At 63.0% G+C, this 20,693-nt stretch carries 21 protein-coding genes; 14 read left to right on the top strand and 7 right to left on the bottom strand.

Annotated elements, in window-relative coordinates:
• Positions 1-120 precede the first annotated feature (120 nt).
• Positions 121-993, top strand: coding sequence for a carbon-nitrogen hydrolase family protein (locus tag BUC36_RS09340; RefSeq protein WP_073273958.1), 873 nt, complete (start codon positions 121-123; stop codon positions 991-993).
• A gap of 16 nt (positions 994-1,009) precedes the next feature.
• Here BUC36_RS09340 and hexR read toward each other — a convergent pair whose 3' ends face one another.
• Positions 1,010-1,864: a transcriptional regulator HexR gene (gene hexR, locus BUC36_RS09335; protein ID WP_073273956.1), complete on the bottom strand. Its 855-nt coding sequence runs from the start codon at positions 1,862-1,864 to the stop codon at positions 1,010-1,012.
• A 280-nt stretch (positions 1,865-2,144) separates the two neighbouring features.
• On the opposite strand from hexR, the gene uvrD reads away from it, so the two are divergent.
• Together uvrD and BUC36_RS09325 are read left to right on the top strand one after the other, a co-directional pair.
• The gene (gene uvrD, locus BUC36_RS09330) at positions 2,145-4,379 is read left to right on the top strand and encodes a DNA helicase II (protein ID WP_073273953.1); all 2,235 of its coding nucleotides are present in this window, start codon (positions 2,145-2,147) and stop codon (positions 4,377-4,379) included.
• 124 nt (positions 4,380-4,503) lie between these two features.
• Entirely contained in the window at positions 4,504-5,637 is a 1,134-nt protein-coding gene (locus BUC36_RS09325) for a TRAP transporter substrate-binding protein (protein ID WP_073273951.1), read from the top strand.
• 15 nt (positions 5,638-5,652) lie between these two features.
• On the opposite strand, the gene BUC36_RS09320 is transcribed toward BUC36_RS09325, so the two are convergent.
• The 4 genes from BUC36_RS09320 to BUC36_RS09305 form a co-directional block, all read right to left on the bottom strand.
• Positions 5,653-5,898: a hypothetical protein gene (locus BUC36_RS09320; protein WP_073273949.1), complete on the bottom strand. Its 246-nt coding sequence runs from the start codon at positions 5,896-5,898 to the stop codon at positions 5,653-5,655.
• Positions 5,899-5,938: 40 nt separating this feature from the next.
• Positions 5,939-6,328 (bottom strand): acyl-CoA thioesterase, encoded by a 390-nt coding sequence (locus BUC36_RS09315; RefSeq protein ID WP_073273947.1) that lies wholly within the window; start codon positions 6,326-6,328, stop codon positions 5,939-5,941.
• Between the two features lie 143 nt (positions 6,329-6,471).
• On the bottom strand, positions 6,472-7,836 hold the full coding sequence (locus BUC36_RS09310; RefSeq protein WP_073273945.1) for a TRAP transporter large permease: 1,365 nt from the start codon (positions 7,834-7,836) through the stop codon (positions 6,472-6,474).
• Entirely contained in the window at positions 7,833-8,408 is a 576-nt protein-coding gene (locus tag BUC36_RS09305; protein WP_073273943.1) for a TRAP transporter small permease subunit, read from the bottom strand. The genes BUC36_RS09310 and BUC36_RS09305 overlap by 4 nt, the downstream gene beginning before the upstream one ends.
• A 272-nt stretch (positions 8,409-8,680) precedes the next feature.
• Between BUC36_RS09305 and BUC36_RS09300 the strand changes: the two genes are divergently transcribed.
• The 7 genes from BUC36_RS09300 to BUC36_RS09270 all read left to right on the top strand — a co-directional run bounded on the left by BUC36_RS09300 (position 8,681) and on the right by BUC36_RS09270 (position 15,555).
• The gene (locus tag BUC36_RS09300) at positions 8,681-9,748 is read left to right on the top strand and encodes a PstS family phosphate ABC transporter substrate-binding protein (protein ID WP_073273941.1); all 1,068 of its coding nucleotides are present in this window, start codon (positions 8,681-8,683) and stop codon (positions 9,746-9,748) included.
• Positions 9,749-9,898: 150 nt separating this feature from the next.
• Complete coding sequence (gene pstC, locus BUC36_RS09295) at positions 9,899-11,278, top strand: phosphate ABC transporter permease subunit PstC (RefSeq protein WP_073273938.1); 1,380 nt, start codon at positions 9,899-9,901, stop codon at positions 11,276-11,278.
• On the top strand, positions 11,271-12,572 hold the full coding sequence (pstA, locus tag BUC36_RS09290) for a phosphate ABC transporter permease PstA (protein ID WP_073273936.1): 1,302 nt from the start codon (positions 11,271-11,273) through the stop codon (positions 12,570-12,572). The genes pstC and pstA overlap by 8 nt, the downstream gene beginning before the upstream one ends.
• Positions 12,573-12,742: 170 nt before the next feature.
• The gene (gene pstB, locus BUC36_RS09285; protein ID WP_234994961.1) at positions 12,743-13,483 is read left to right on the top strand and encodes a phosphate ABC transporter ATP-binding protein PstB; all 741 of its coding nucleotides are present in this window, start codon (positions 12,743-12,745) and stop codon (positions 13,481-13,483) included.
• 30 nt (positions 13,484-13,513) lie between these two features.
• Positions 13,514-14,215 carry a phosphate signaling complex protein PhoU gene (gene phoU / locus BUC36_RS09280; RefSeq protein WP_073273932.1) on the top strand — a complete coding sequence of 234 codons (702 nt, stop codon included), beginning with the start codon at positions 13,514-13,516 and terminating at the stop codon, positions 14,213-14,215.
• A gap of 97 nt (positions 14,216-14,312) precedes the next feature.
• Positions 14,313-14,651 (top strand): antibiotic biosynthesis monooxygenase family protein, encoded by a 339-nt coding sequence (locus tag BUC36_RS09275; RefSeq protein ID WP_073274789.1) that lies wholly within the window; start codon positions 14,313-14,315, stop codon positions 14,649-14,651.
• A 100-nt stretch (positions 14,652-14,751) separates the two neighbouring features.
• Positions 14,752-15,555 carry a putative porin gene (locus BUC36_RS09270; RefSeq protein ID WP_073274787.1) on the top strand — a complete coding sequence of 268 codons (804 nt, stop codon included), beginning with the start codon at positions 14,752-14,754 and terminating at the stop codon, positions 15,553-15,555.
• Positions 15,556-15,631: 76 nt separating this feature from the next.
• Here the strand turns inward: BUC36_RS09270 and BUC36_RS09265 are convergent, their stop codons facing one another.
• A complete protein-coding gene (locus BUC36_RS09265; RefSeq protein ID WP_073273930.1) occupies positions 15,632-16,918 on the bottom strand; it encodes a M48 family metalloprotease in 1,287 nt (428 codons plus the stop codon).
• A gap of 68 nt (positions 16,919-16,986) precedes the next feature.
• On the opposite strand from BUC36_RS09265, the gene BUC36_RS09260 reads away from it, so the two are divergent.
• From BUC36_RS09260 to BUC36_RS09245, 4 genes are read left to right on the top strand one after another with little or no spacing between them, the layout of a single operon-like run.
• Positions 16,987-17,466, top strand: coding sequence for a DUF4265 domain-containing protein (locus BUC36_RS09260; protein ID WP_073273928.1), 480 nt, complete (start codon positions 16,987-16,989; stop codon positions 17,464-17,466).
• Positions 17,467-17,509: 43 nt separating this feature from the next.
• Positions 17,510-18,295, top strand: coding sequence for a peroxide stress protein YaaA (yaaA, locus tag BUC36_RS09255; RefSeq protein WP_073273926.1), 786 nt, complete (start codon positions 17,510-17,512; stop codon positions 18,293-18,295).
• Entirely contained in the window at positions 18,292-18,903 is a 612-nt protein-coding gene (locus BUC36_RS09250; protein ID WP_073273924.1) for a DUF938 domain-containing protein, read from the top strand. The genes yaaA and BUC36_RS09250 overlap by 4 nt, the downstream gene beginning before the upstream one ends.
• Position 18,904: 1 nt before the next feature.
• Positions 18,905-19,264 (top strand): hypothetical protein, encoded by a 360-nt coding sequence (locus tag BUC36_RS09245; protein WP_073273922.1) that lies wholly within the window; start codon positions 18,905-18,907, stop codon positions 19,262-19,264.
• Between the two features lie 65 nt (positions 19,265-19,329).
• Here BUC36_RS09245 and phoR read toward each other — a convergent pair whose 3' ends face one another.
• On the bottom strand, positions 19,330-20,631 hold the full coding sequence (gene phoR / locus BUC36_RS09240; RefSeq protein ID WP_073273920.1) for a phosphate regulon sensor histidine kinase PhoR: 1,302 nt from the start codon (positions 20,629-20,631) through the stop codon (positions 19,330-19,332).
• Positions 20,632-20,693 lie beyond the last annotated feature (62 nt).

The raw sequence follows: 20,693 nt of genomic DNA, 5'->3' as shown, positions 1-20,693 counted from the left end.
CATGTGCCAGTGACCGCCCGACAAAAGAAATGCAAAGCGGGTCCCGGCGTTGCTGGAATTGATGCGCGAATTGCGGCGCTTCTCTTCCGCACATGCCGTGGCAAAATCGGGCCAGTGCAAATGAAAGACGAGGGAGCAGTCGTGCAGGACTTTTGTGTCGCCGCGGTGCAGATGATCAGCGGGAATTCGGTCGCCGCCAATCTGGCGCAGGCCTATCGCCTGCTGCAGCAGGCGGCCGCCGGCGGCGCGCAGCTGGTGCTGTTACCGGAGAATTTTGCCCATCTGTCGGACCGCGGCAGCGCGGTGGCCGCGGAGCCCTTCGCCGGCACCGGCGAGGCCAGTGCGGAGCGCCATCCGATCCAGTGGGCGCTGCAGCGCTGGGCGGCGGAACTGGATATATGGCTGGTGGCGGGCGCGGTACCGCTGGCCGAGCGGGCCGACGGCGCGCCGGTGCCGGGCGGGCGCACGCGCTCCGCCAGTCTGGTCTATGACAATCATGGGGAATTGCGCGCCCGTTACGACAAGATCCACTTGTTCGACGTCGAGGTCGCCGACGCCGCCGGCAGCTACCGGGAGTCGGCCAGTATCGAGCCCGGCGACGATCCCTGCACCCTCGATATACCCTGGGCGACCCTCGGCCTCAGTATCTGCTTCGACCTGCGTTTTCCCGAACTCTACCGGCAGCTGGCGCTGGCCGGTGCCGAGGTGCTGCTGGTACCGGCGGCCTTTACCTATGTGACCGGGCAGGCGCACTGGCTGACTCTGCTGCGGGCGCGGGCGGTGGAAAACGGCTGTTTCGTCGTGGCCGCCAACCAGGGTGGCGAGCACTCGCCGAAGCGGCGCACCTGGGGGCATTCGGTGATTATCGATCCCTGGGGGGAAATCCTCGCCGAGGCCGGCGAGGGCGAGGCGGTGCTGGTGGCGAAGCTCAGCGCCGACAAGCTGGCGACCGTGCGGCGCAATATGCCGCTGCTGGATATGCGCCGGCTCTGACCTGTCGTCAGAGCGATTAGTGCTTGTCTTCGCGCAGGGTATAGAGGCCCTGCTTCAACTTGAGCAGGTGCTCCTGCAGTTGCGGTCCCTTGCGCTGGGCGACGCCGATGGCGAGCACGTCGATCACCACCAGGTGGGCGATGCGCGACGACAGCGGCGTGTAGATCTCTATATCTTCCTCCACGTCCACTTCCAGCGGGATGCTGGCCTGCCGGGCCACCGGCGAGCCGCTCGGCGCCAGGCCGATCACGGTGGCGCCCTGCTCTTTCGCCATGCCCATGGAGCGCAGCAGCGCCTTGGTGCGGCCGCTCTGGGAAATGGCCACCACCACGTCGCCGGGCACCATCGACATGGCCGACATATTCTGGATGTGGTGATCGGAGTGGGCGGCGGCGGCCAGCTGCAGGCGGAAGAACTTGTGCTTGGCATCGGCGGCCACGGCCCCGGAGGCGCCGAAGCCAAAGAATTCGACCCGCTTGGCGGCGGCGATGGCGCTGACTGCCGCTTCCAGCGCGCGGTTGTCGATCTTGTCGCGCACGTTCAGCAGGGTGTCGACGGTGGAGTCGAACACCTTGCGCTTGTACTCGGCGATGGTGTCGGTCTCGGTCACCGCGATCTGGCCGAAACTGGGGCTGGAAGCCAGCTGCTGGGCCAGGTTCAGTTTGAACTCCTGGAAGCCGGAGCAACCCACGGCGCGGCAGAAGCGCACCACCGTCGGTTCGCTGACCTGGGCCTCGGTGGCCAGGTCGACGATGCGCATGTGGATGATTTCATCCGGGTTGGCGAGGATATACTCGGCCACCTTGCGTTCCGATTTGCGCATGGATGACAGCTGTTCGCTGATTTTTTGCGTGACTTCCGCCGGTTTCACGGGACTTCCTTCTTCGAGCCGGATAGCGCAGTTTAGCTTCTGCGCCTCTGGCTGGCGAGCGGCGTTGATTCGAGGTGTGTGGCGGCCCTGCTGCCGGTGGCCGCCTGCTCAACAACCTGATCGGCAATCGTTTCACAGACGGCCCCCGGCATCAGGGCCTTCGCGTCGGGTTATTTGCTGCGTAGGATGGGCAATGCGAGCGCAGCGAGTGTGCCCATCAACACTGAACCCTGTTTATTTACACAGGTATCCGCCGGCAGCTCTGTTACAATCGCCGCCCATGGACGTATCTCAAATTTTAGACCCCCTCAACGACGCCCAGCGCGAGGCCGTGGCCGCGCCGCCGGCCAATCAGCTGGTGCTGGCCGGTGCCGGCTCCGGCAAGACCCGCGTGCTGGTGCACCGCATCGCCTGGCTGATGCAGGTGGAGGGCGCCTCGCCCTACTCGATCATGGCGGTGACCTTCACCAACAAGGCGGCCAAGGAGATGCGCGCGCGCATCGAGGAGTTGCTGGGGGTGAACACCTTCGGCATGTGGGTGGGCACCTTCCACGGCCTGGCCCACCGGTTGCTGAAAGCCCACTGGCAGGAAGCGAAACTGCCGCAGAATTTCCAGATCCTCGACAGCGACGACCAGCTGCGCCTGATCAAGCGGGTGCAGAACGACCTGCAGCTGGACGAGAAGAAGTGGCCGCCGCGGGAGACCCAGTGGTGGATCGGCGCACAGAAAGACGAGGGCCTGCGGCCCCAGTACATCCACGCCGGCGCCGACCCCTGGCTGCAGACGATGGTGCGCATCTACTTCGCCTACGAGGAGGCCTGTCAGCGCGGCGGCCTGGTGGACTTCGGCGAACTGCTGCTGCGTGCCCACGAACTGTTGCGGGACAACGATGCGGTGCTGGCCCACTACCGCCGCCGCTTCCCGTTCATCCTGGTGGACGAGTTCCAGGACACCAACACGATTCAGTACGCCTGGCTGCGGCTGCTGGCCGGCGACCAGTGCCGTATCACCGCGGTCGGCGACGACGACCAGTCGATCTACGGCTGGCGCGGTGCCAAGATCGAGAATATCCAGCACTTCGAGAGCGACATGCACGAGGTGCAGACGGTGCGGCTGGAGCAGAATTACCGCTCCACCGCCACGATACTGAAGGCCGCCAACGCGGTGATCGAACACAACGCCGGCCGCCTCGGCAAGGAGCTGTGGACCCAGGGCGAGGAAGGTGAGCCGATTGCCGTCTACGCCGCCTACAACGAACAGGACGAGGCGCGCTTTATCGTCGAGCGCATCGAGGATTGGGTGCGCGACGGCAATCGTCGCGACAGCATCGCGATACTGTACCGCTCCAACGCCCAGTCGCGAGTACTGGAGGAGGGCCTGCTGCGCGAACAGGTGCCCTACCGCATCTACGGCGGCCAGCGCTTCTACGAGCGCCTGGAAATCAAGAATGCGCTGTCCTACATGCGCCTGATCGGCAACCGCGACGATGACACCGCCTTCGAGCGGGTCGTCAATACGCCGACCCGCGGTATCGGCGCGCGCACGGTGGAGATGGTGCGCAGCTATGCCCGCGAGCAGGGCTGCTCCCTGTGGCGTGCGGCCCAGCTGATGCTGCAACAGCGCGTGCTGGCCGCGCGCGCTGGCAACGCGCTGCAGTCTTTCCTCGACCTGGTCAACCGGCTGGCGGCGAACGCCGAGGACAAGCTGCTCGATGCCATCGCTGAAGACGTGATCGAGACCAGCGGCCTGCTGGAATTCCACGGCAAGGAAAAAGGCGAGAAGGGCCAGACGCGGGTGGAAAACCTGCAGGAACTGGTCAGCGCCTGCCGCGCCTTCGACGGCATCGACCAGCCGCCCGGCGAAGAAGACGACGACGAGGAAGAGCGGCCGCTGCTGGACCAGTTCCTCGACAGCGCCGCGCTGGACGCCGGCGAGGGTCAGGCCGACGAGTTCGAGGACGCGGTGCAGCTGATGACGCTGCACTCCGCCAAGGGGCTCGAATTCCCGCTGGTATTTATGGCCGGTGTGGAGGAAAACCTGTTCCCGCACAAGATGTCGGCGCAGGAGCCGGGCCGCATGGAGGAGGAGCGCCGCCTCTGCTACGTGGGCATCACTCGCGCGATGCAGAAGCTGTATATCACCTACGCGGAAAACCGCCGCCTGTTCGGCAGCGAGACCTACAACAGCCCGTCGCGCTTTATCGGCGAGATTCCGCCCAATTTAGTCCACGAGGTGCGGCTGAAGACCGAGATTTCGCGGCCGCTGTTCCAGCCCGGCTCTTCAGAAAACCAGTGGGGCAAGGTCGGTAATCTGGGCCAGTTCTCCGATCCGGCACCGGATTTCGACGACCTGCCGCCGCTGGCGCTCGGCGGCCGCGTCGATCACCCGAAATTCGGTGAGGGCACCGTGGTACAGTTCGAGGGCAGCGGCCCGCGCGCGCGGGTACAGGTCAATTTCGACGATGCCGGCAGCAAGTGGCTGGTGGTGGCCATGGCCAAGCTGCAGCCTCTGTAGTTTAAAAATACCGTCATTCCGGCGCAGGCCGGAATCCAGCTCAGGGGCGGCATCGAGCCCCGCCGGACACCGGCCTGCGCCGGTGTGACGAGGGTAGAAATTGAAAAACACATAATAAAAAGCGATGAAAAAAATAAACTGGTATCCGCCCATCATTCTCGGCCTGCTGGCGCTGCTGGTGATCACCTTCGGCGCGCTGGTGGCATCCCGCGCTTCCCTCGGCCCCGCGCAACACTTCACCGCAAGCGGCGATCAGGAAACTTTCGAGTGGAAGCTCGTCACCACCTGGCCAAAAAACTTCCCCGGTCTCGGCAGTGCGCCGGAGCGTTTTGCCAAAAAAGTCGAGGTCATGTCCGGCGGGCGCCTGAAAATCAAAGTCTACGGTGCCGGTGAGCTGGTGCCGGCCATGGGCGTGTTCGGCGCCGTCTCCGAGGGCGCGGCGCAGATGGGCCATGGCGCCGCCTACTACTGGAAGGGCAAGGTGCCGGCGGCGCAGTTCTTTACTGCGGTGCCCTTTGGTCTCAACGCGCAGGAAATGAATGGCTGGCTGCACCACGGCGGCGGCCTGCAGCTGTGGGAGGAAATCTATGCGCCGTTTGACCTGATACCTATGGCCGGCGGCTCCACCGGCGTGCAGATGGCGGGCTGGTTCAACAAGCAGATCAATTCCGTCGATGACCTGAAAGGCCTGAAGATGCGCATCCCGGGCCTCGGCGGTGAGGTGCTGAACCGCGCCGGCGGCACCGCGGTCACGATTCCCGGAGGCGAGCTGTACACGGCACTGCAGACCGGTGTTATCGACGCGACCGAGTGGGTCGGTCCCTACAACGATCTGGCTTTCGGTTTTTACCAGATCGCCGATTACTACTACTACCCGGGCTGGCACGAGCCGGGTTCCATCCTCGAATTCATCGTCAACAAGACCGCCTTCGAAAAGCTGCCGAAGGATCTGCAGGCGATAGTGCGCACCGCCGCCCGCGACGCCAACCAGGATATGCTCGACGAGTACACGGCGCGCAACAACCGCGCGTTAAAAGAGCTTGTGGAGAAACACGGCGTGCAGCTCAAACGCCTGCCGGCCGACGTGCTCGCGCACCTGAAGACGATCAACACCGAAATCATGGAAGAGACCGCGGCGAAAGATCCGCAGTTTGCCCGGGTCTACGAGGCGTTTCAGGAATTCGAGCGGGAAGTGATCCCCTATCACCAGATCAGCGAAGAGGCCTACTTCCAGGCGCGGGCACTTGAGGAGGAGTAGTCGGGCAAAGGCGACCTATTGTATGCAATTGCCGGTGCTTTGGTCGTATTTGCCACCGGCGTCCAGGCAGCCATCTATCCGCCAATATTCCACATAGTGCATGCGCACCAGCAGCAGGGCACCCAGGGCCATCAGCACCAGGCCGGCCAGGGTCGCCTTGCTGCTCCAGCGCAGTCTGGCCAATAGCAACAGCAGCAGGCCGCCCGGTATCAGCAGGATTCCCGCCAGTACGAGCAGCTGTTCGAGAAGAGATTCGATCATCCCACTCGGTATAGCACCGAGCGGGACAGGCGGGGATTGATTACGGCAGCGGGCGCGTGTGACCGCGGTCGTCGATGGCCACGAATACGAACTCGCCTTCGGTGACTTTCACCTGTTCGCCGGAATCCACCCGCGTCAGCCAGACTTCCACCATGGTGCGGATGGAGGAGCGGCCCACTTCGAGGGCTTCGGCGTAGCAACTGACGGTAGAGCCCACTGGCACGGGGCGCAGGAATACCATGCTGCCCACGGCAACCGTGGTGACGCGGCCGCGGGCGATACTCTGGGCGAGGATGGCGCCGGCAAGGTCCATCTGCGACATCAGCCAGCCGGCAAACACGTCGCCCTGGGGATTGGTGTCCCGGGGCATGGTCTGCGTCTGCAGCGTCAGGGTGCCTGTGGGTTGCGGATCTTCATCAAGTGCGGACATCGACTGCTCACATCTATTGTTAGAGTTATTCAGTCCCGCCGTGGTCGGCAGGGTGGCGCATTCTAGCACAATCTGACCAGCATTTAGCCAGTCTCCTAAAGCCAAAAACGCTGGAATTCCTGGCTCTAGCACTATGTCCGCCGTCAGCGCGCGAGCGCGTCGGGCAGCCAGGTGGCGAGTGCCGGCCACAGGGCCAGCAGACAGAGCAGCAACAGCTGAATCGCAATAAACGGCATCACCCCGCGGTAGATGGCCCCGGTGGCCACCTCCACCGGCGCGACCCCGCGCAGGTAGAAGAGCGCAAAGCCAAATGGCGGGGTCAGGAAGGAGGTCTGTAGGTTGATTGCAATCATGATGCCGAGCCACACCGGATCCACGCCCATGGCCAGCAGCACCGGGCCGACGATCGGCACCACCACGAAAGTGATCTCGATAAAGTCGAGGATGAAGCCGAGCAGGAAGATCACCACCATCACCAGCAGGGTCGCGCCGACCACGCCGCCGGGCAGGCTGTGGAAGATGCCGGTCACCAGTTCCTCGCCGTCGTAGCCGCGGAACACCAGTGAGAACAGCGAGGCGCCGATCAGGATCGCGAATACCATCGCCGTCACCTGCAGGGTGCTGCGGCCGACCTCCCCCGCCCGCGCCCAGCCCAGGGCACCGCGACTGCGCGCCAGTATGCCGGCACCCAGGGCGCCGACGGCGGCGGCCTCGGTCGGCGTGGCGGCGCCACTGATGATGGAGCCCAGCACCAGCAGCATCAGCGAGATAGGCGGCAGCAGGCTTTTCACGGTCTGCCAGAGATCCACGGCTTCCACGGCCCCCGCAGGCGCCGCCGCCGGCTCGCGCCGCGCCACAAACAGCAGGTAGATGATATAGGCCGCCACTAGCAGTAGGCCGGGGATGATCGCGCCGATAAACAGGTCACCGACGCTGACCGGCTGCGGGTTGAAGATGCCGGCGGACAGCTGCGCCTGCTGGTAGGCATTCGAGAGGGTGTCGCCGAGCAGTACCAGGGCGATGGACGGCGGAATAATCTGGCCGAGGGTGCCGGTCGCGCAGATGGTGCCGGTGGCCAGGCGGGGCGAATAGCCCCGTTTCAGCATGGTCGGCAGGGACATCAGGCCCATGGTCACCACCGTGGCGCCGACGATACCCGTGCTGGCGGCCAGCAGTGCACCCACCACCACTACTGATATGGCCATGCCCGCCGGCACCCGCGCGAACACCCGCGCCAGATTGACCAGCAGTTCCTCGGCGATGCGCGCCCGCTCCAGCATCACGCCCATCAGCACGAACAGCGGCACCGCCACCAGGGTGCCATTTTGCATGATGCCATAGAGGCGATCGGGGAAGGCGCGCAGCAGCTCGGCGTCGAAGATGCCGAAGACTATCCCCAGCGCGGCCGCCAGCAGCGCGGTGCCGCCCAGGGTAAAGGCCACCGGGTAGCCGAACATCAGCAGGCCGCAGACGGCGGCGAACATCAGCAGCGGAATCAGCTCGATCATACGCTCGCCTCCTCCGCCTGCGCTTGCGGCGCGGTCATTTGGGGCGCCGTGGGGGCGGCCGGTGACTGTACCTCCATCAGCTGCGCCAGGGCCCGGCCGAACTGGGCCAGGCCGGCCAGCGCCAGCGTCAGCGCCGCCAGTGGTATCAGGCTCTTGAGCAGGAAGACCCCGGGCAAGCCGCCGGCACTGGCGCTGGACTCGAACACCGCCCAGCTGTTGGCGGCGAACTGCCAGCTGCCGAGCAGGATGAAGGTGCACATGGGTAGCAGGAATACCAGGGTGCCCACCGCATTGACCCAGGCCCTGCCACGGTCACTCATGCGGCGGTAGAAGACATCGACGCGCACATGGGAATCGGTGTACAGCGCATAGGCCAGGCCGAGCATAAAGGCGGCGCCGTGCAGGTAGATGACGGCGTCCTGCAGGGCCACCGAGCCGCCATCGAATCCGTAGCGCAGCAGCACTACCGCGCTCTGCAGCAGCACCATCGCCAGGGTGAACCAGCTGAGCAGCCGGCCGGCGCCGCTGGCCAGCCGGTCCAGCGCACGCGCCAGGCCAAGTAGAGGGGACATGGGGACGTCTCTCATTACATCTTATTGTTCTGTTGTCTGCCGGACAGACTACCGCGCCAGCAGATTCGGCGCCAGATGTGCAATCCGGTGACCTGGGAGCCTGAATAACTCCGCGGCGCCCCCTGAAAGTCGGGCTGCCGCACCAACCGCACAGAGGCTATGGGGCCATTCAGGGGCTCTTTGTAACCTTTTTGTCATCTTTCATTCATAGAATCGTCACCCGTTGTTCCTAGCATCGCTGCGTGAAACAAATACACACACTGGAGTTATCCATGAACAAACGCCCCGTTGCCAAGAAACTTGTGGCCACTTCCCTGGCGGCACTGACCATCGCCGCATCTCAGGTGGCCCTGGCGGCCCGCGATCATATCAGCATCGTCGGCTCGTCCACCGTATACCCGTTTACCACCACTGTGGCCGAGCGCTTCAGCCGCGCGACCCAGTTCAAGACCCCGGTTGTCGAATCCACCGGTACCGGCGGCGGCATGAAGCTGTTCTGCCAGGGCGTGGGCGAGAACACCGCCGACATCACCGGCGCCTCCCGCCGCATCAAGCAGTCTGAGCTGGAAATGTGTAACAGCAACGGCGTCGACGTGGTGGAAGTACAGATCGGCTTCGACGGTATCGTGCTGGCCAACTCCAAGGCGGACCAGCCTTTCGAACTGAGCCGCAAGGACATCTTCCTGGCGCTGGCCAAGGAAGTGCCGAACCCGGACGGCTCCGCAACCCTGGTAGCCAACCCCTACAAGACCTGGAAAGACGTCAACCCGGCCCTGCCGGCGCACAAGATCGAAGTGCTGGGCCCGCCCCCGACTTCCGGTACCCGCGACGCCTTCGCCGAGCTGGCAATGGAAGGTGGCTGCAAGAAGTTCGACTGGATCGCCGCCAAGAAAGACAGCGACAAGAACGCTTACAAGGCCATCTGTCACACCATCCGTGAAGACGGCGCTTACATTGAAGCCGGTGAGAACGACAACCTGATCGTGAACAAGCTGGTGGCCAACCCGAATGCCCTGGGCATCTTCGGCTTCAGCTTCCTCGACCAGAACGCCGACAAGGTACAGGGCTCCCTGATCGAAGGTAATGAGCCGACTTTTGACTCCATCGCCGATCAGAGCTATCCGGTCTCCCGCCCGCTGTTCATCTACGTGAAGAAGGCGCACGCCGACGTGGTACCGGGCGTGAAGCAGTTCCTGGCGGAGTTCACCAGCGAGCGCGCCTGGGGTGAGGACGGTTACCTGGCCGACAAGGGCATGATTCCGCTGCCGACCGCCAAGCGCCAGCAAGTAGCCACCGACGTGCGCAAGCTGAACGCGCTGAGCAACCTGGCTGCGAAATAAAAGTTTCAGGAATCGCTGTAGGTAAATGGAATTACCAGCCAAGCCCGCAAGGGCTTGGCTTTTTGTTTATAGGCCGCACGAGCGTGGCCGTGGAAACCTAACTAAGAGTCCGGATAATGCCGGCAACAAAAATGATGGCACGGTAAATCGATGCAAACACCCACCCTGTTCGCCCTGTTGCTGCTGCTGATACTGGTAGCCTACGGCACCGGCTTCAGTCGCGCGCTGACCGCCGCGCGCACCAGTGGCGGCCTGCGCAAACTGGCCTCACTGCCCAGTTACTACGGCCTGCACACCGCCCTCTGGTGCGGACTGCCGGCGCTGTTACTGCTGGGGATCTGGCTCGCGTTTGACGATGCGATTATCCGTGCCTTGGTCATGAATGGCATCGCCGACAAGCCCGACACCGTCGCCGGACAGAATCTGCTCTACGCGCAGATCCAGAACCTGGCCGCCGGCCACCTGTTTGGCGAGGCGTCGCCGCAGGTACAGGCCGCCGCGGAGCGCTTTACCGATCTGCGCAATGGCTCGCGCAATCTGCAGGCGGCGCTGAGCCTGATCCTGGCGATCGGCCTAGGGGCCTTCGCCGTACTGCGTTTTTCACCGCAACTGCGCGCGCGCGAGAAGGTGGAAAAAGTCCTGCGCGGCGTGCTGATTACCTGCGCCTGCGCGGCAATCTTCACCACGGTCGGCATTTTGCTGTCGGTACTGTTTGAATCCCTGCGCTTCTTCCAGTCGGTACCGATCACCGAGTTCCTGTTCGGCCTGCACTGGAGTCCGCAGATGGCCCTGAGGGCCGACCAGGTCGGCTCCAGCGGTGCCTTCGGTGCAGTGCCGCTGTTTACCGGTACGCTGATGGTGTCCGCCATTGCGATGTTCGTGGCGGTGCCGGTGGGACTGATGTCGGCCATCTATCTGGCCGAATACGCCAGCAAGCGCGTGCGCACCTTTGCCAAGCCGGTGATTGAAATTCTCGCCGGTGTGCCAACCGTCGTTTACGGTTTTTTTGCCGCGCTGACCGTCGCCCCCTTTATCCGCGACCTGGCCATGTCCATGGGGCTGCAGGCCTCCAGCGAAAGCGCGCTGGCGGCCGGCCTGGTCATGGGCATCATGATTATTCCGTTCGTGTCGTCGCTGTCCGACGATGTGATCAACGCGGTGCCGCAATCCCTGCGCGACGGCGCCCTCGGGCTCGGCTCGACCAAGTCCGAAACCGTGCGTAAGGTCGTCATCCCCGCTGCCCTGCCCGGCATCGTCGGCGGTGTGCTGCTGGCGGTATCCCGCGCGATTGGCGAGACGATGATCGTGGTGATGGCCGCCGGCCTGGCCGCGAACCTGACCGCCAACCCCCTCGAATCCGTGACCACCGTGACGGTGCAGATTGTCACCCTGCTGGTCGGCGACCAGGAGTTCGACAGCCCGAAAACCCTCGCCGCCTTCGCCTTGGGTCTGATGCTGTTCCTGTCGACTCTGGTGCTGAACTTTATCGCCCTGCACGTAGTGAAAAAATACCGGGAACAGTATGACTGATCTGACCCAAACCAAACTGACACAGCAGCAGGTGCGCGAGCGCATCGAGCAGCGCCTCGCCAGCCGCCATCGCAAGGAAAAGCTGTTTCGCGGCCTGGGTATCGCGAGTATCGCCTTCGGCGTGCTCGCGGTGCTGATACTGTTCACCGACATTATCGGCAAGGGCAGTGGCGCCTTCGTGCAGACCGCCATTGAGTTGCGCGTGCACTATGACGAGCAGGTGCTCGGCATCGACAAGGTCGATGACGAGAGCCTGGCGTGGGCCAACTTTACCGGTGTTATCCGCCAGGCCCTGCAGCAGCGCTTCCCGCAGGCGACCAGCCGCGGCGACAAGCGCGAACTCAACAGCCTGATTTCCACCGGCGCGCCCTTCACGCTGCGCGACCGCCTCAAGGCGAATCCGGAACTGCTCGGCCAGACGGAAACCGTTTGGCTGACCGCCGACGACGATGTCGACACCTTCGTCAAGAGCCTGTCCGATTCCGCCGAGGGCTTCCGCGGCCGCACCTCGGACCAGAAGGCCGGCTGGATCGAACAGCTGATGGACAGCGGCGAACTGAAGAAGCGCTTCAACACCACCTTCTTCACCAACGGCGACTCCCGCGAACCGGAACAGGCCGGCATCCGCGCCGCGCTGATGGGCTCGCTGTTTACGCTGCTGGTAACGCTGGCGCTGTCCTTCCCGATCGGCGTCGCTGCCGCGATCTATCTCGAGGAGTACGCGCCGAAAAACCGCTGGACCGACCTGATCGAGGTGAATATCAACAACCTCGCCGCGGTGCCGTCCATCGTGTTCGGCTTGCTGGGCTTGGCGATCTTTATCAACTTCTTCGAGCTGCCCCGCTCGGCGCCGCTGGTCGGTGGTTTGGTGCTGACGCTGATGACCCTGCCGACGATCATCATTTCCAGCCGCGCCGCACTGAAGGCGGTGCCGCCTTCGATCCGCGAGGCGGCCATGGGTATGGGCGCCTCGCGCATGCAGGTGGTCTTCCACCACGTGCTGCCGCTGGCGATGCCGGGCATGCTCACCGGCGCGATTATCGGCATGGCCCAGGCGCTGGGCGAGACGGCGCCGCTGCTGATGATTGGCATGGTGGCGTTTATCGTCGACGTGCCCGGCGGTATCACCGATCCGTCCACGGTGCTGCCGGTACAGATCTTCCTGTGGGCCGACAGCCCCGAGCGCGCCTTCGTCGAGCGCACGTCTGCCGCGATCATGGTGCTGTTGAGCTTCCTGATCCTAATGAATACCAGCGCAGTGCTGCTGCGCAAGAAACTCGAGCGCCGCTGGTAGCCAGCGCCGATGCTAAGATAACGGGATTGCCTATGAATACCATGACCCTGGACGCGACCGGCCAAGCTGAGCCGGTGCAGCCCAAACCGCTGGAAAAAGAAGCTGTGGATACCAAGACCAAGGTGCGCGAAACCGTTGGCAAGCCGTTCTGCGACAGTGCCAAACTGCGCATGCGCAACGTCAACGTGTTTTACGGCGAGGCCCAGGCGATTCACGATGTGAGCCTGGATATCGGCCGCAACGAAGTGGTGGCGATGATCGGTCCGTCCGGCTGCGGTAAGTCCACCTTTCTGCGCTGCCTGAACCGCATGAATGACACCATCGAGGGCTGTCGCGTCGAGGGCGAGCTGGCCCTGGACGACGAGCCGATTTATGGTCCCAAGGTCGACGTAGTACCGCTGCGCGCCCGGGTGGGCATGGTGTTCCAGAAGCCGAATCCGTTTCCGAAGTCGATCTACGAAAACGTCGCCTACGGCCCGAAGATTCACGGCATCGCCAGCCGCCGCGCCGAGCTGGATGAAATTGTCGAGAACAGCCTGCGCCGCGCCGGCCTGTGGAACGAAGTGAAGGATCGCCTCGACAAGCCGGGCACCGGTCTCTCCGGCGGCCAGCAGCAGCGCCTGTGTATCGCCCGCGCCATCGCCGTGAGCCCGGAAGTGATACTGATGGACGAACCCTGCTCGGCCCTGGACCCGATCGCCACCGCGCGCATCGAAGAGCTGATCGACGAGTTGCGTGAGAACTACACCATCGCCATCGTCACCCACTCGATGCAGCAGGCCGCGCGCGTCAGCCAGCGCACTGCCTACTTCCACCTCGGCCACCTGGTGGAAGTGAACGATACCGAAACCGTATTCACCAATCCGCAGCACGAATTGACCGAAGCCTATATCACCGGCCGCTTCGGCTGAGCAGAGCCTTATTCCTTGAGAACAACCATTATGGAAATGCATTTCGATCAACATATCTCCCGTCAATTCAACGAGGACCTGGAAAGCATCAAGACCGAGATGCTGGAGATGGGCGGCATGGTCGCCAGCCAGGTGGCGGACGCGGTGGACGCGCTGGCCAACGCCGACAGCGAGCTGGCAGAAAAAGTCCTGCACATCGAAGAGGAAATCGACAGGCGCGAGATGGCGCTGGACGAGCACGCGACGCTGATCATCGCCAAGCGCCAGCCGGCCGCTTCCGACCTGCGCATGGTGATGTCGGTAACCCGCATTGCCCGCGATCTCGAGCGCATCGGCGACGAGGCCAGCAAGATTGCCAAGATGGCCATCGCGCTGACGGACGAGGGTACCTCGCCGCGCGGCTACACCGAGATCCGCCATATCGCCATTGCCGTGCGCAAGATGCTGAACGATGCCCTCGATGCGTACACGCGCTTCGATGTGGCCTCGGCGATGGCTACCCTGGCGGAAGACGAGCAGGTCGACATGGACTATCGTACCGCGGTGCGCGAGCTGATCACCTACATGATGGAAGATCCGCGCAGCATTTCGCGGGTGATCAATGTGCTCTGGTCACTGCGCTCGCTGGAGCGCATCGGCGACCACGCCAAGAATATCTGCGAGCAGGTGGTTTACCTGGTCGAGGGTGCGGATATTCGCCACGGCCACCAGAAAAACCTGAAAAATTTCTGAGGGCGTGGTTGTCGCCTAAGTTGTAACAGAAAGGCCGCGCGAAGCGGCCTTTTTTGTCGGTGGAAAACGGGCGGAGATCAGTAAGGAGGACATGCCGGTGAAATATATCTTCGAGGTGCGGATCAAGGAGGGGCACACAGCGGAGGAATACGCGGATGTCTGGGTACGGGCATCCGAGTTAATTCAGCAAGCGTCCGGTGCCCGCGGTACCGAACTGCATCGAAAAATCGGCGATCCCAATACGCTGATCGCCATCGCCAGCTGGAGCAGCAAGGCGGAACGCGATGCGATGGAGGTCGGGCACAACCCGAAGATCGATGAAATCATTCGCAGCGCGGCGCCCTTCGTCGAAGTGCACCCGCTCGGCGAGTTCGAGGATCCGGAGTGGGTGGTACATCCTCCGGGAACTCCGGGCGGAAACAACATCGGCTTTTGATACGTTCCACCAGAAAATATTTTTAATTCATTTACCGTTCAGGAAAAATCATTACAATCCGCGGCTCCTAGTGGAACTACAGTCAAACAAGGATTTTGTAATGAAGTTTAAATTTGCAGCCCTGCCGCTGATGCTGCTCTCCGCTACCGCCGCCGCGGAGCAATACACCTCCATCACCGAAGCTGAATATATCCAGGCCGATACCGGGTTTACCGATATCGACCAGTTTCTGATCGGCAGTACTTACTACTTCGCGCCGAAGGAAACCCTGGGACCGTTGAAGGAATTCGAATACATCAACAAGGTCACCAACATTTTCGGCGGCTACAGCTATGCCGACAGCGACTTTGGCGATAGCGACAGCCTGGTTGTCGGCGGCGAGTACTTTGCCGCGAACGGCTTCGTCATCGGTGGCGCCGTGGTGGAGTCCGACGCTGCGGATATGGTGTCCGCTTCCCTGGGCTACCTGTTTACCCCGAACTTCCTGATGTCGCTGGAAGCCGTAGACGTTGAGGACGCGGACAACGAACTGTTTGTCAACGCGCGCTATAACCATCAGCTGAATGGCACCGACTATATCGGCTTCGACGTTTCCGTCGACGACGATCTCGACAGCAAGACCATTTCCTCCAAGTACTTCACCCAGTTTGCCGGTGGCCAGTACCTGGCAGCGGAAGTTTCTGTCAACGACACCGATGACACCGACCTGTTCTGGGCCGGCAGTGTCGAGTTCTATTTCAATCAGAACACCTCCGTCGGCTTCGGCTACGACGACGCCGACAGCTACGAGCTGAATGCGACCCACTTCTTCAGCCGCAATGTTGCAGCCAAGGTCGCCTACGGCTCCAACACCGAGTTCGATGATGTGGACGTATTCTCCCTCGGCCTGACCGTGCAGCTGTAAGCCGCCAGCGTCAGTAACCAATAAAAAAGGGCCGCTCTGCGGCCCTTTTTTATTGGCGAATCACAAGGAACTTCCGTTATCCCTTGTTCGTAATCGCCTGCATGCGCGCCTGCGCCTTGCTGCCGATATCGCCACCAGCGCTGGCGGCGGTCTGGTAGTGACTGTAGGCATTTTTCACATTGCCCTGATTTTCGTACACCTGCCCGAGGTAGTAGTGGGCGTGCGGCGTTTCCAGGTAGCGCAGTGAGCGGTTCAGATCCCGTTCCGCCGCCGTGTAGTCCTTCAGTTGTGCGGCGACCATGCCGCGCTTCAGCCAGTGGGAGAACAGCGACGGATTCTTCTGCACCGCGCGGTCGTAGGCCGTGTGCGCACTCTGGTACTGTTTCTGGTGGGCGAGCAGATCGCCCTCCAGTGCATAGAAGGATGCCTCCTTCGGCTGCTGCTTCTGCGCCTGGCGCACGAGGTTCAAGGCGCGGTCGTACTGCTTGTCGTTGATGGCCGCCATGGCATCGTCGTAGCTCTTGTAGGCGTCCGCATCGCGCTTCAGCTGCGCTATGGCCTTCTGGTAGGCGGCGCGGTTGCTGGCGCCGCCCTTGGGCAGCTGCTTCGCGTGCTCGATGTTGGCATTGACGCGCGACTGGGACGGCGGGTGGCTGGCGAACAGCGCCTCGAGGCCGCCGGCCTGCTTGCCTTTGGACAGCTCGACGAATTTGCGCTGCAGGCGCACCGCACCCTGGGGGTCGTAGCCGGCGGCGGCCATATATTTCATGCCGTACTGGTCCGACTCGAGTTCGTTGCTGCGACCGTAGCGGGCGATATAGGCGGTGCCACCCAGCTGGCCGCCGAGCGTCACCAGATCGCCATAGGCGGTTTCCTTGGTAGCGGCGCCGAGCACGGCGAGGCCGGCGCCCAGTACCTGCTGCTGGGACATGGCGGCGGCCGAGTGGCGCGCGGCGGCATGCACGATTTCATGGCCCAGTACCGCGGCCAGCTCCGCCTCGTCCTCCAGCAGTACCAGCAGGCCGCGGTTGACCGCGATCTTGCCGCCGGGCAGCGCCCAGGCGTTGGGGACCGAATTGTTCAGCACCACGAACTCATAGGGAAGCTGTGGCTGGTCGGACACCTTCGCCAGTTTCTGCCCCACCCGGTTCACATAGTCCTGCAACGCCGGGTCGATCACGTACTGGCCGCCCTGCTGCTGCTGGTTGATCGGGTACTGCTGTTCTCCCAATGCCAGTTCCTGGCCGGGTGACATCAGTGACAGCTCCTTCTGGCCGGTGACCGGATTGACCGCACAGCCGGCCAGCAGTGTTGCAGCCAGGCCCACCGTGGCGGTAGAGAATTTTAGCGCGCGCGAGATCATCGCCTCCTCCCTGTATAATGCTCGGTTTTAACAGCCACTCATTGTACACAGTCCCCGGGAGCGAGGTTATGACGGCACTGCAGGTTATCGAATTATTTGCCGGTACCAACCCGGACGGCGAACCGGTGGTCGAACGGCTGCAGGTGCGTGTCAACGAGGACGACAGCTGCCAGCTGGTGCGCTCGCCGGCTTTTATCAAGGGGATCGCCAGTGGTGACACCATCAGGGTCGACAAGGACGACCAGAAGTTCGAGCTGGTGAAAAGGTCGGGCAACCTGGCGATCCGGGTCTTCTGTCGCGGCGACAGCACCGAGCTGTCGGACCGGCTGACGCCGCAGCTGGAAAAGCTCGGCGGTGAACTGGATATGGAGACCCCGCGGCTGCTGGTCTACTCGATCCACGTCAGCTGCGGTTTCGACAAGATCGAGCAGATTCTCAACAGTGCCTGCGACGGTGCCAACAGTGTCTGGTACTACGGCAATGTCTACGACCCCAAGGATGGCCAGACACCGCTGAACTGGTGGCAGGACATCCTGAAGCCCGAATAGTACTGCGCACTCAGACATAAACTCTCTGCACAGAAGGACCCCGATGTTAATCGTTATCTCTCCGGCCAAGACCCTGGACTACGACAGCGAAATTCCCACGCTGGATACCACCCAGCCCGACTTCCTGAAGGAATCCGCGGCACTGATCAAGGAGCTGCGCGCGCTGAGCCCGCAGCAGATCTCAAGCCTGATGAAGATATCGGACAAGCTGGGCGTACTGAACTACGACCGCTTCCAGCAGTGGAAGCGCCCCTTCACCGACAAGAATGCGCGCCCCGCCCTGCTCGCGTTCAAGGGGGATGTCTACACGGGCCTCGAAGCCGAGACCATGGGCAAGCGCGATTTCACCTACGCGCAAAAGCACCTGCGCATGCTGTCCGGCCTATACGGCCTGCTGCGGCCGCTGGACCTGATGCAGCCCTATCGCCTGGAGATGGGCACCAAGTTCGCCAATACACGCGGCAAGAACCTGTACGAATTCTGGGGTGACAAGGTCACGCTGGCGCTCAACGAGCAGTTGCACACGCTGAAGAGCCGCGAACTGGTGAACCTGGCTTCCAATGAATACTTCAAATCGGTTCAGCCCAAGGCGCTGGCAGCGGACATCGTCACGCCGCATTTCAAGGACCTGAAAAATGGCCAGTACAAAATGATCAGTTTCTTTGCCAAAAAGGCGCGCGGCATGATGAGCCGCTGGGCCATCGATCAGCGGGTAAAGAAAGCCGAGGAGCTGAAAAATTTTGACATTGCCGGCTATCGCTACAACGCCGACATGTCCAAGGGCAACGACTGGGTGTTCACCCGCGACGAGGTGCCGGAGGCCTCATGAGCCCCGCGGATCTGCCGGACGCGCCTTCCTGCGCGCGCAATCGCGCACCGATACTGGAGCAGCTGCAGCGCCTGCTGGGCGACTGCGGCAGCGTGCTGGAAATCGGCAGCGGCACAGGCCAGCACGCGGTCTACTTTGCACCGCGGCTGCCGCAGCTGGTCTGGCAGCCCTCCGATCGCGCGGAAAATCTGCCCGGTATCCGCGCCTGGCTCCAGCAGGAACCGGCCGCAAATCTGCGCGAGCCGCTCGAACTGGACGTCGATGGCGATTGGCCATCAATCCGCGTCGACGCTATTTTTAGCGCTAACACCCTGCACATCATGTCCGCCGATTCGGTGCGACATTTTTTCGGAAAATTACCGCAGGTTTTGCCACCGGGCGGACTGCTGCTAGTGTACGGACCGGTGAAAATCGCCGGTGCGTATATCGGCCCCGGCAATGCGGATTTCGACCAGTGGCTGCAGCAGCGCGATCCCCTGAGTGGCATTCGCGATCTCGAGTGGCTCGACCAGCTGGCGCTGGACGCGGGGCTGGTGCGCGAAGAACTGAATTACCTGCCGGCCAATAACCAACTGTTGGTCTGGCGCATGACAATGGAGAAGAGTTGATATGCCAGCATGGTTTGAGACGGCCGTTATTATCGCATTTGCTATCGCCGCAGTTTTTTTCTTGGCCAAATACCGGGAGACCGCGGCGGCGCTGCACGAGAGTGAGCGCATGAAGAAGCGCCTGTCCGACGACCTGAATCGCTATCGGGACATGCCGCGCCTGCGCGCCCTGCGCGATGCGCTGGTCGGCGCCGATGCGCTGCCACTGGACGACGACGGCCGCGAGCACCTGCTGGTGCGCGACGGCGATCTGCAGCTACACCACGTGATCCTGCGCCGGCAGTGCAACGCGGTGAGTGAAGGTGCCAGCGTGACCTATACCAAGAACGGTGAAGAAGTCGCGCTCAACGAGCTGGAGTAACGGCGGCACCGCGGTTGCCCGGCCCATTTCCGCCGGCATGGTTTCGCATCGACCGTCGCAGCCGCTCAGACGGTGGCAGCGGTACCCAGCTTGCGCGGCGGGAAATGCAGGGTGAAGGTGCTGCCCTGGCCAGGAATGCTCGCGACACTCATCTCGGCGCTGTGGCGCAACAGCACATGCTTGACGATGGCCAGGCCGAGGCCGGTGCCGCCGCTGTCGCGGGAGCGGCCGGCGTCGACGCGGTAGAAGCGCTCGGTCAGGCGCGGGATATGGATCGGATCGATACCGATACCGCTGTCCCTGACGGCGAAGTGGCCGCCGCGCTGATCCACCCACCAGCGCAGCTGCACCGGGCCGCCGGCCGGGCTGTATTTCACCGCATTCAGGACCAGGTTGGCGAAGGCGCTGTGCAGTTCGGTGGCGTCACCGGTAATGGTGGTGTCCTGTGCGCAGTCGATACTGATATCGTGGCGCCCGCCGCTGAGGCTGCGCGCCTCCCGCGCCACCCTTTCCATCAGCTCCCCCACCGCGACCTGCTCGCGACCGCTGTCGCGCTCGGAGGTTTCCAGCCGCGCGAGTAGCAGCAGATCGTTGACCAGCGAGGTCATGCGTGCAGTCTGTTCGCGCATCTGACCCAGTGGGCGCTGCCAGGCCTGCGGTGCCTGACCGCTGCCCTCGAGGGTTTCCAGGTAGCCGGCGATAACAGTCAGCGGCGTGCGCAGCTCGTGGGAGACATTGGCGACGAAATCGCGGCGCATCTGTTCCAGGTTGTGCAGTCGAGTGATGTCGCGGACGATGACCAGTGCCTCGTCCTGGCCGTAGCGGGTCACCTCCAGCTGCAGGATGCGCGCATCGTTGCGCGGCGCCGGCAGGGTCAGCGGCTCGCGCGCACCCTGATCCCGCCGGTGCATATAGCGGACGAAGCCCGGATCGCGTACGAAGTTGATCAGCGGCTGGCCGGCATCATCGGGCTGCAGGCCCAGCAGCTCGCCAGCGGCGGGATTCCACCAGGCCAGGTTGCCGTCGTCCTCGAGCGCTACGATGCCCTCGCGCAGGGCGCCGGTGCTGTCCTGTACCCGGCGCAGCATGGCGTGCAGCTTCTGCTTCTCGCGCCGGTGGCGGCGCTGCAGGCGGTAGAAGTCGTCGGAGATTTCGCCCCAGATGCCGAAGGCGGTGGGCGCGGGGCCGCGGCGGCCGTTGACCAGCCAGCGGTTGAAGCGGCTCTGTTGCCACAGGATCCACACCAGGTAGACGGCCAGTGCCAATAGCAGGGCCAGCAGCCACCGGTCGGTGGCGAAACCGAAAATGGTGCAGCCGAGGGCGATAACTACAAAACGCGAAAACTCGCCAATACTGCGATCCAGCATATTGGTGCCGTTTTAAGCAAAGTTGCGTGAATACTGATTCGCGCCGTCCAGGCGCTCGCCCA

The organism is Microbulbifer donghaiensis (assembly GCF_900129095.1).
GTDB lineage: Bacteria > Pseudomonadota > Gammaproteobacteria > Pseudomonadales > Cellvibrionaceae > Microbulbifer > Microbulbifer donghaiensis.
This window is presented reverse-complemented; position numbering and strand designations above follow the sequence as displayed.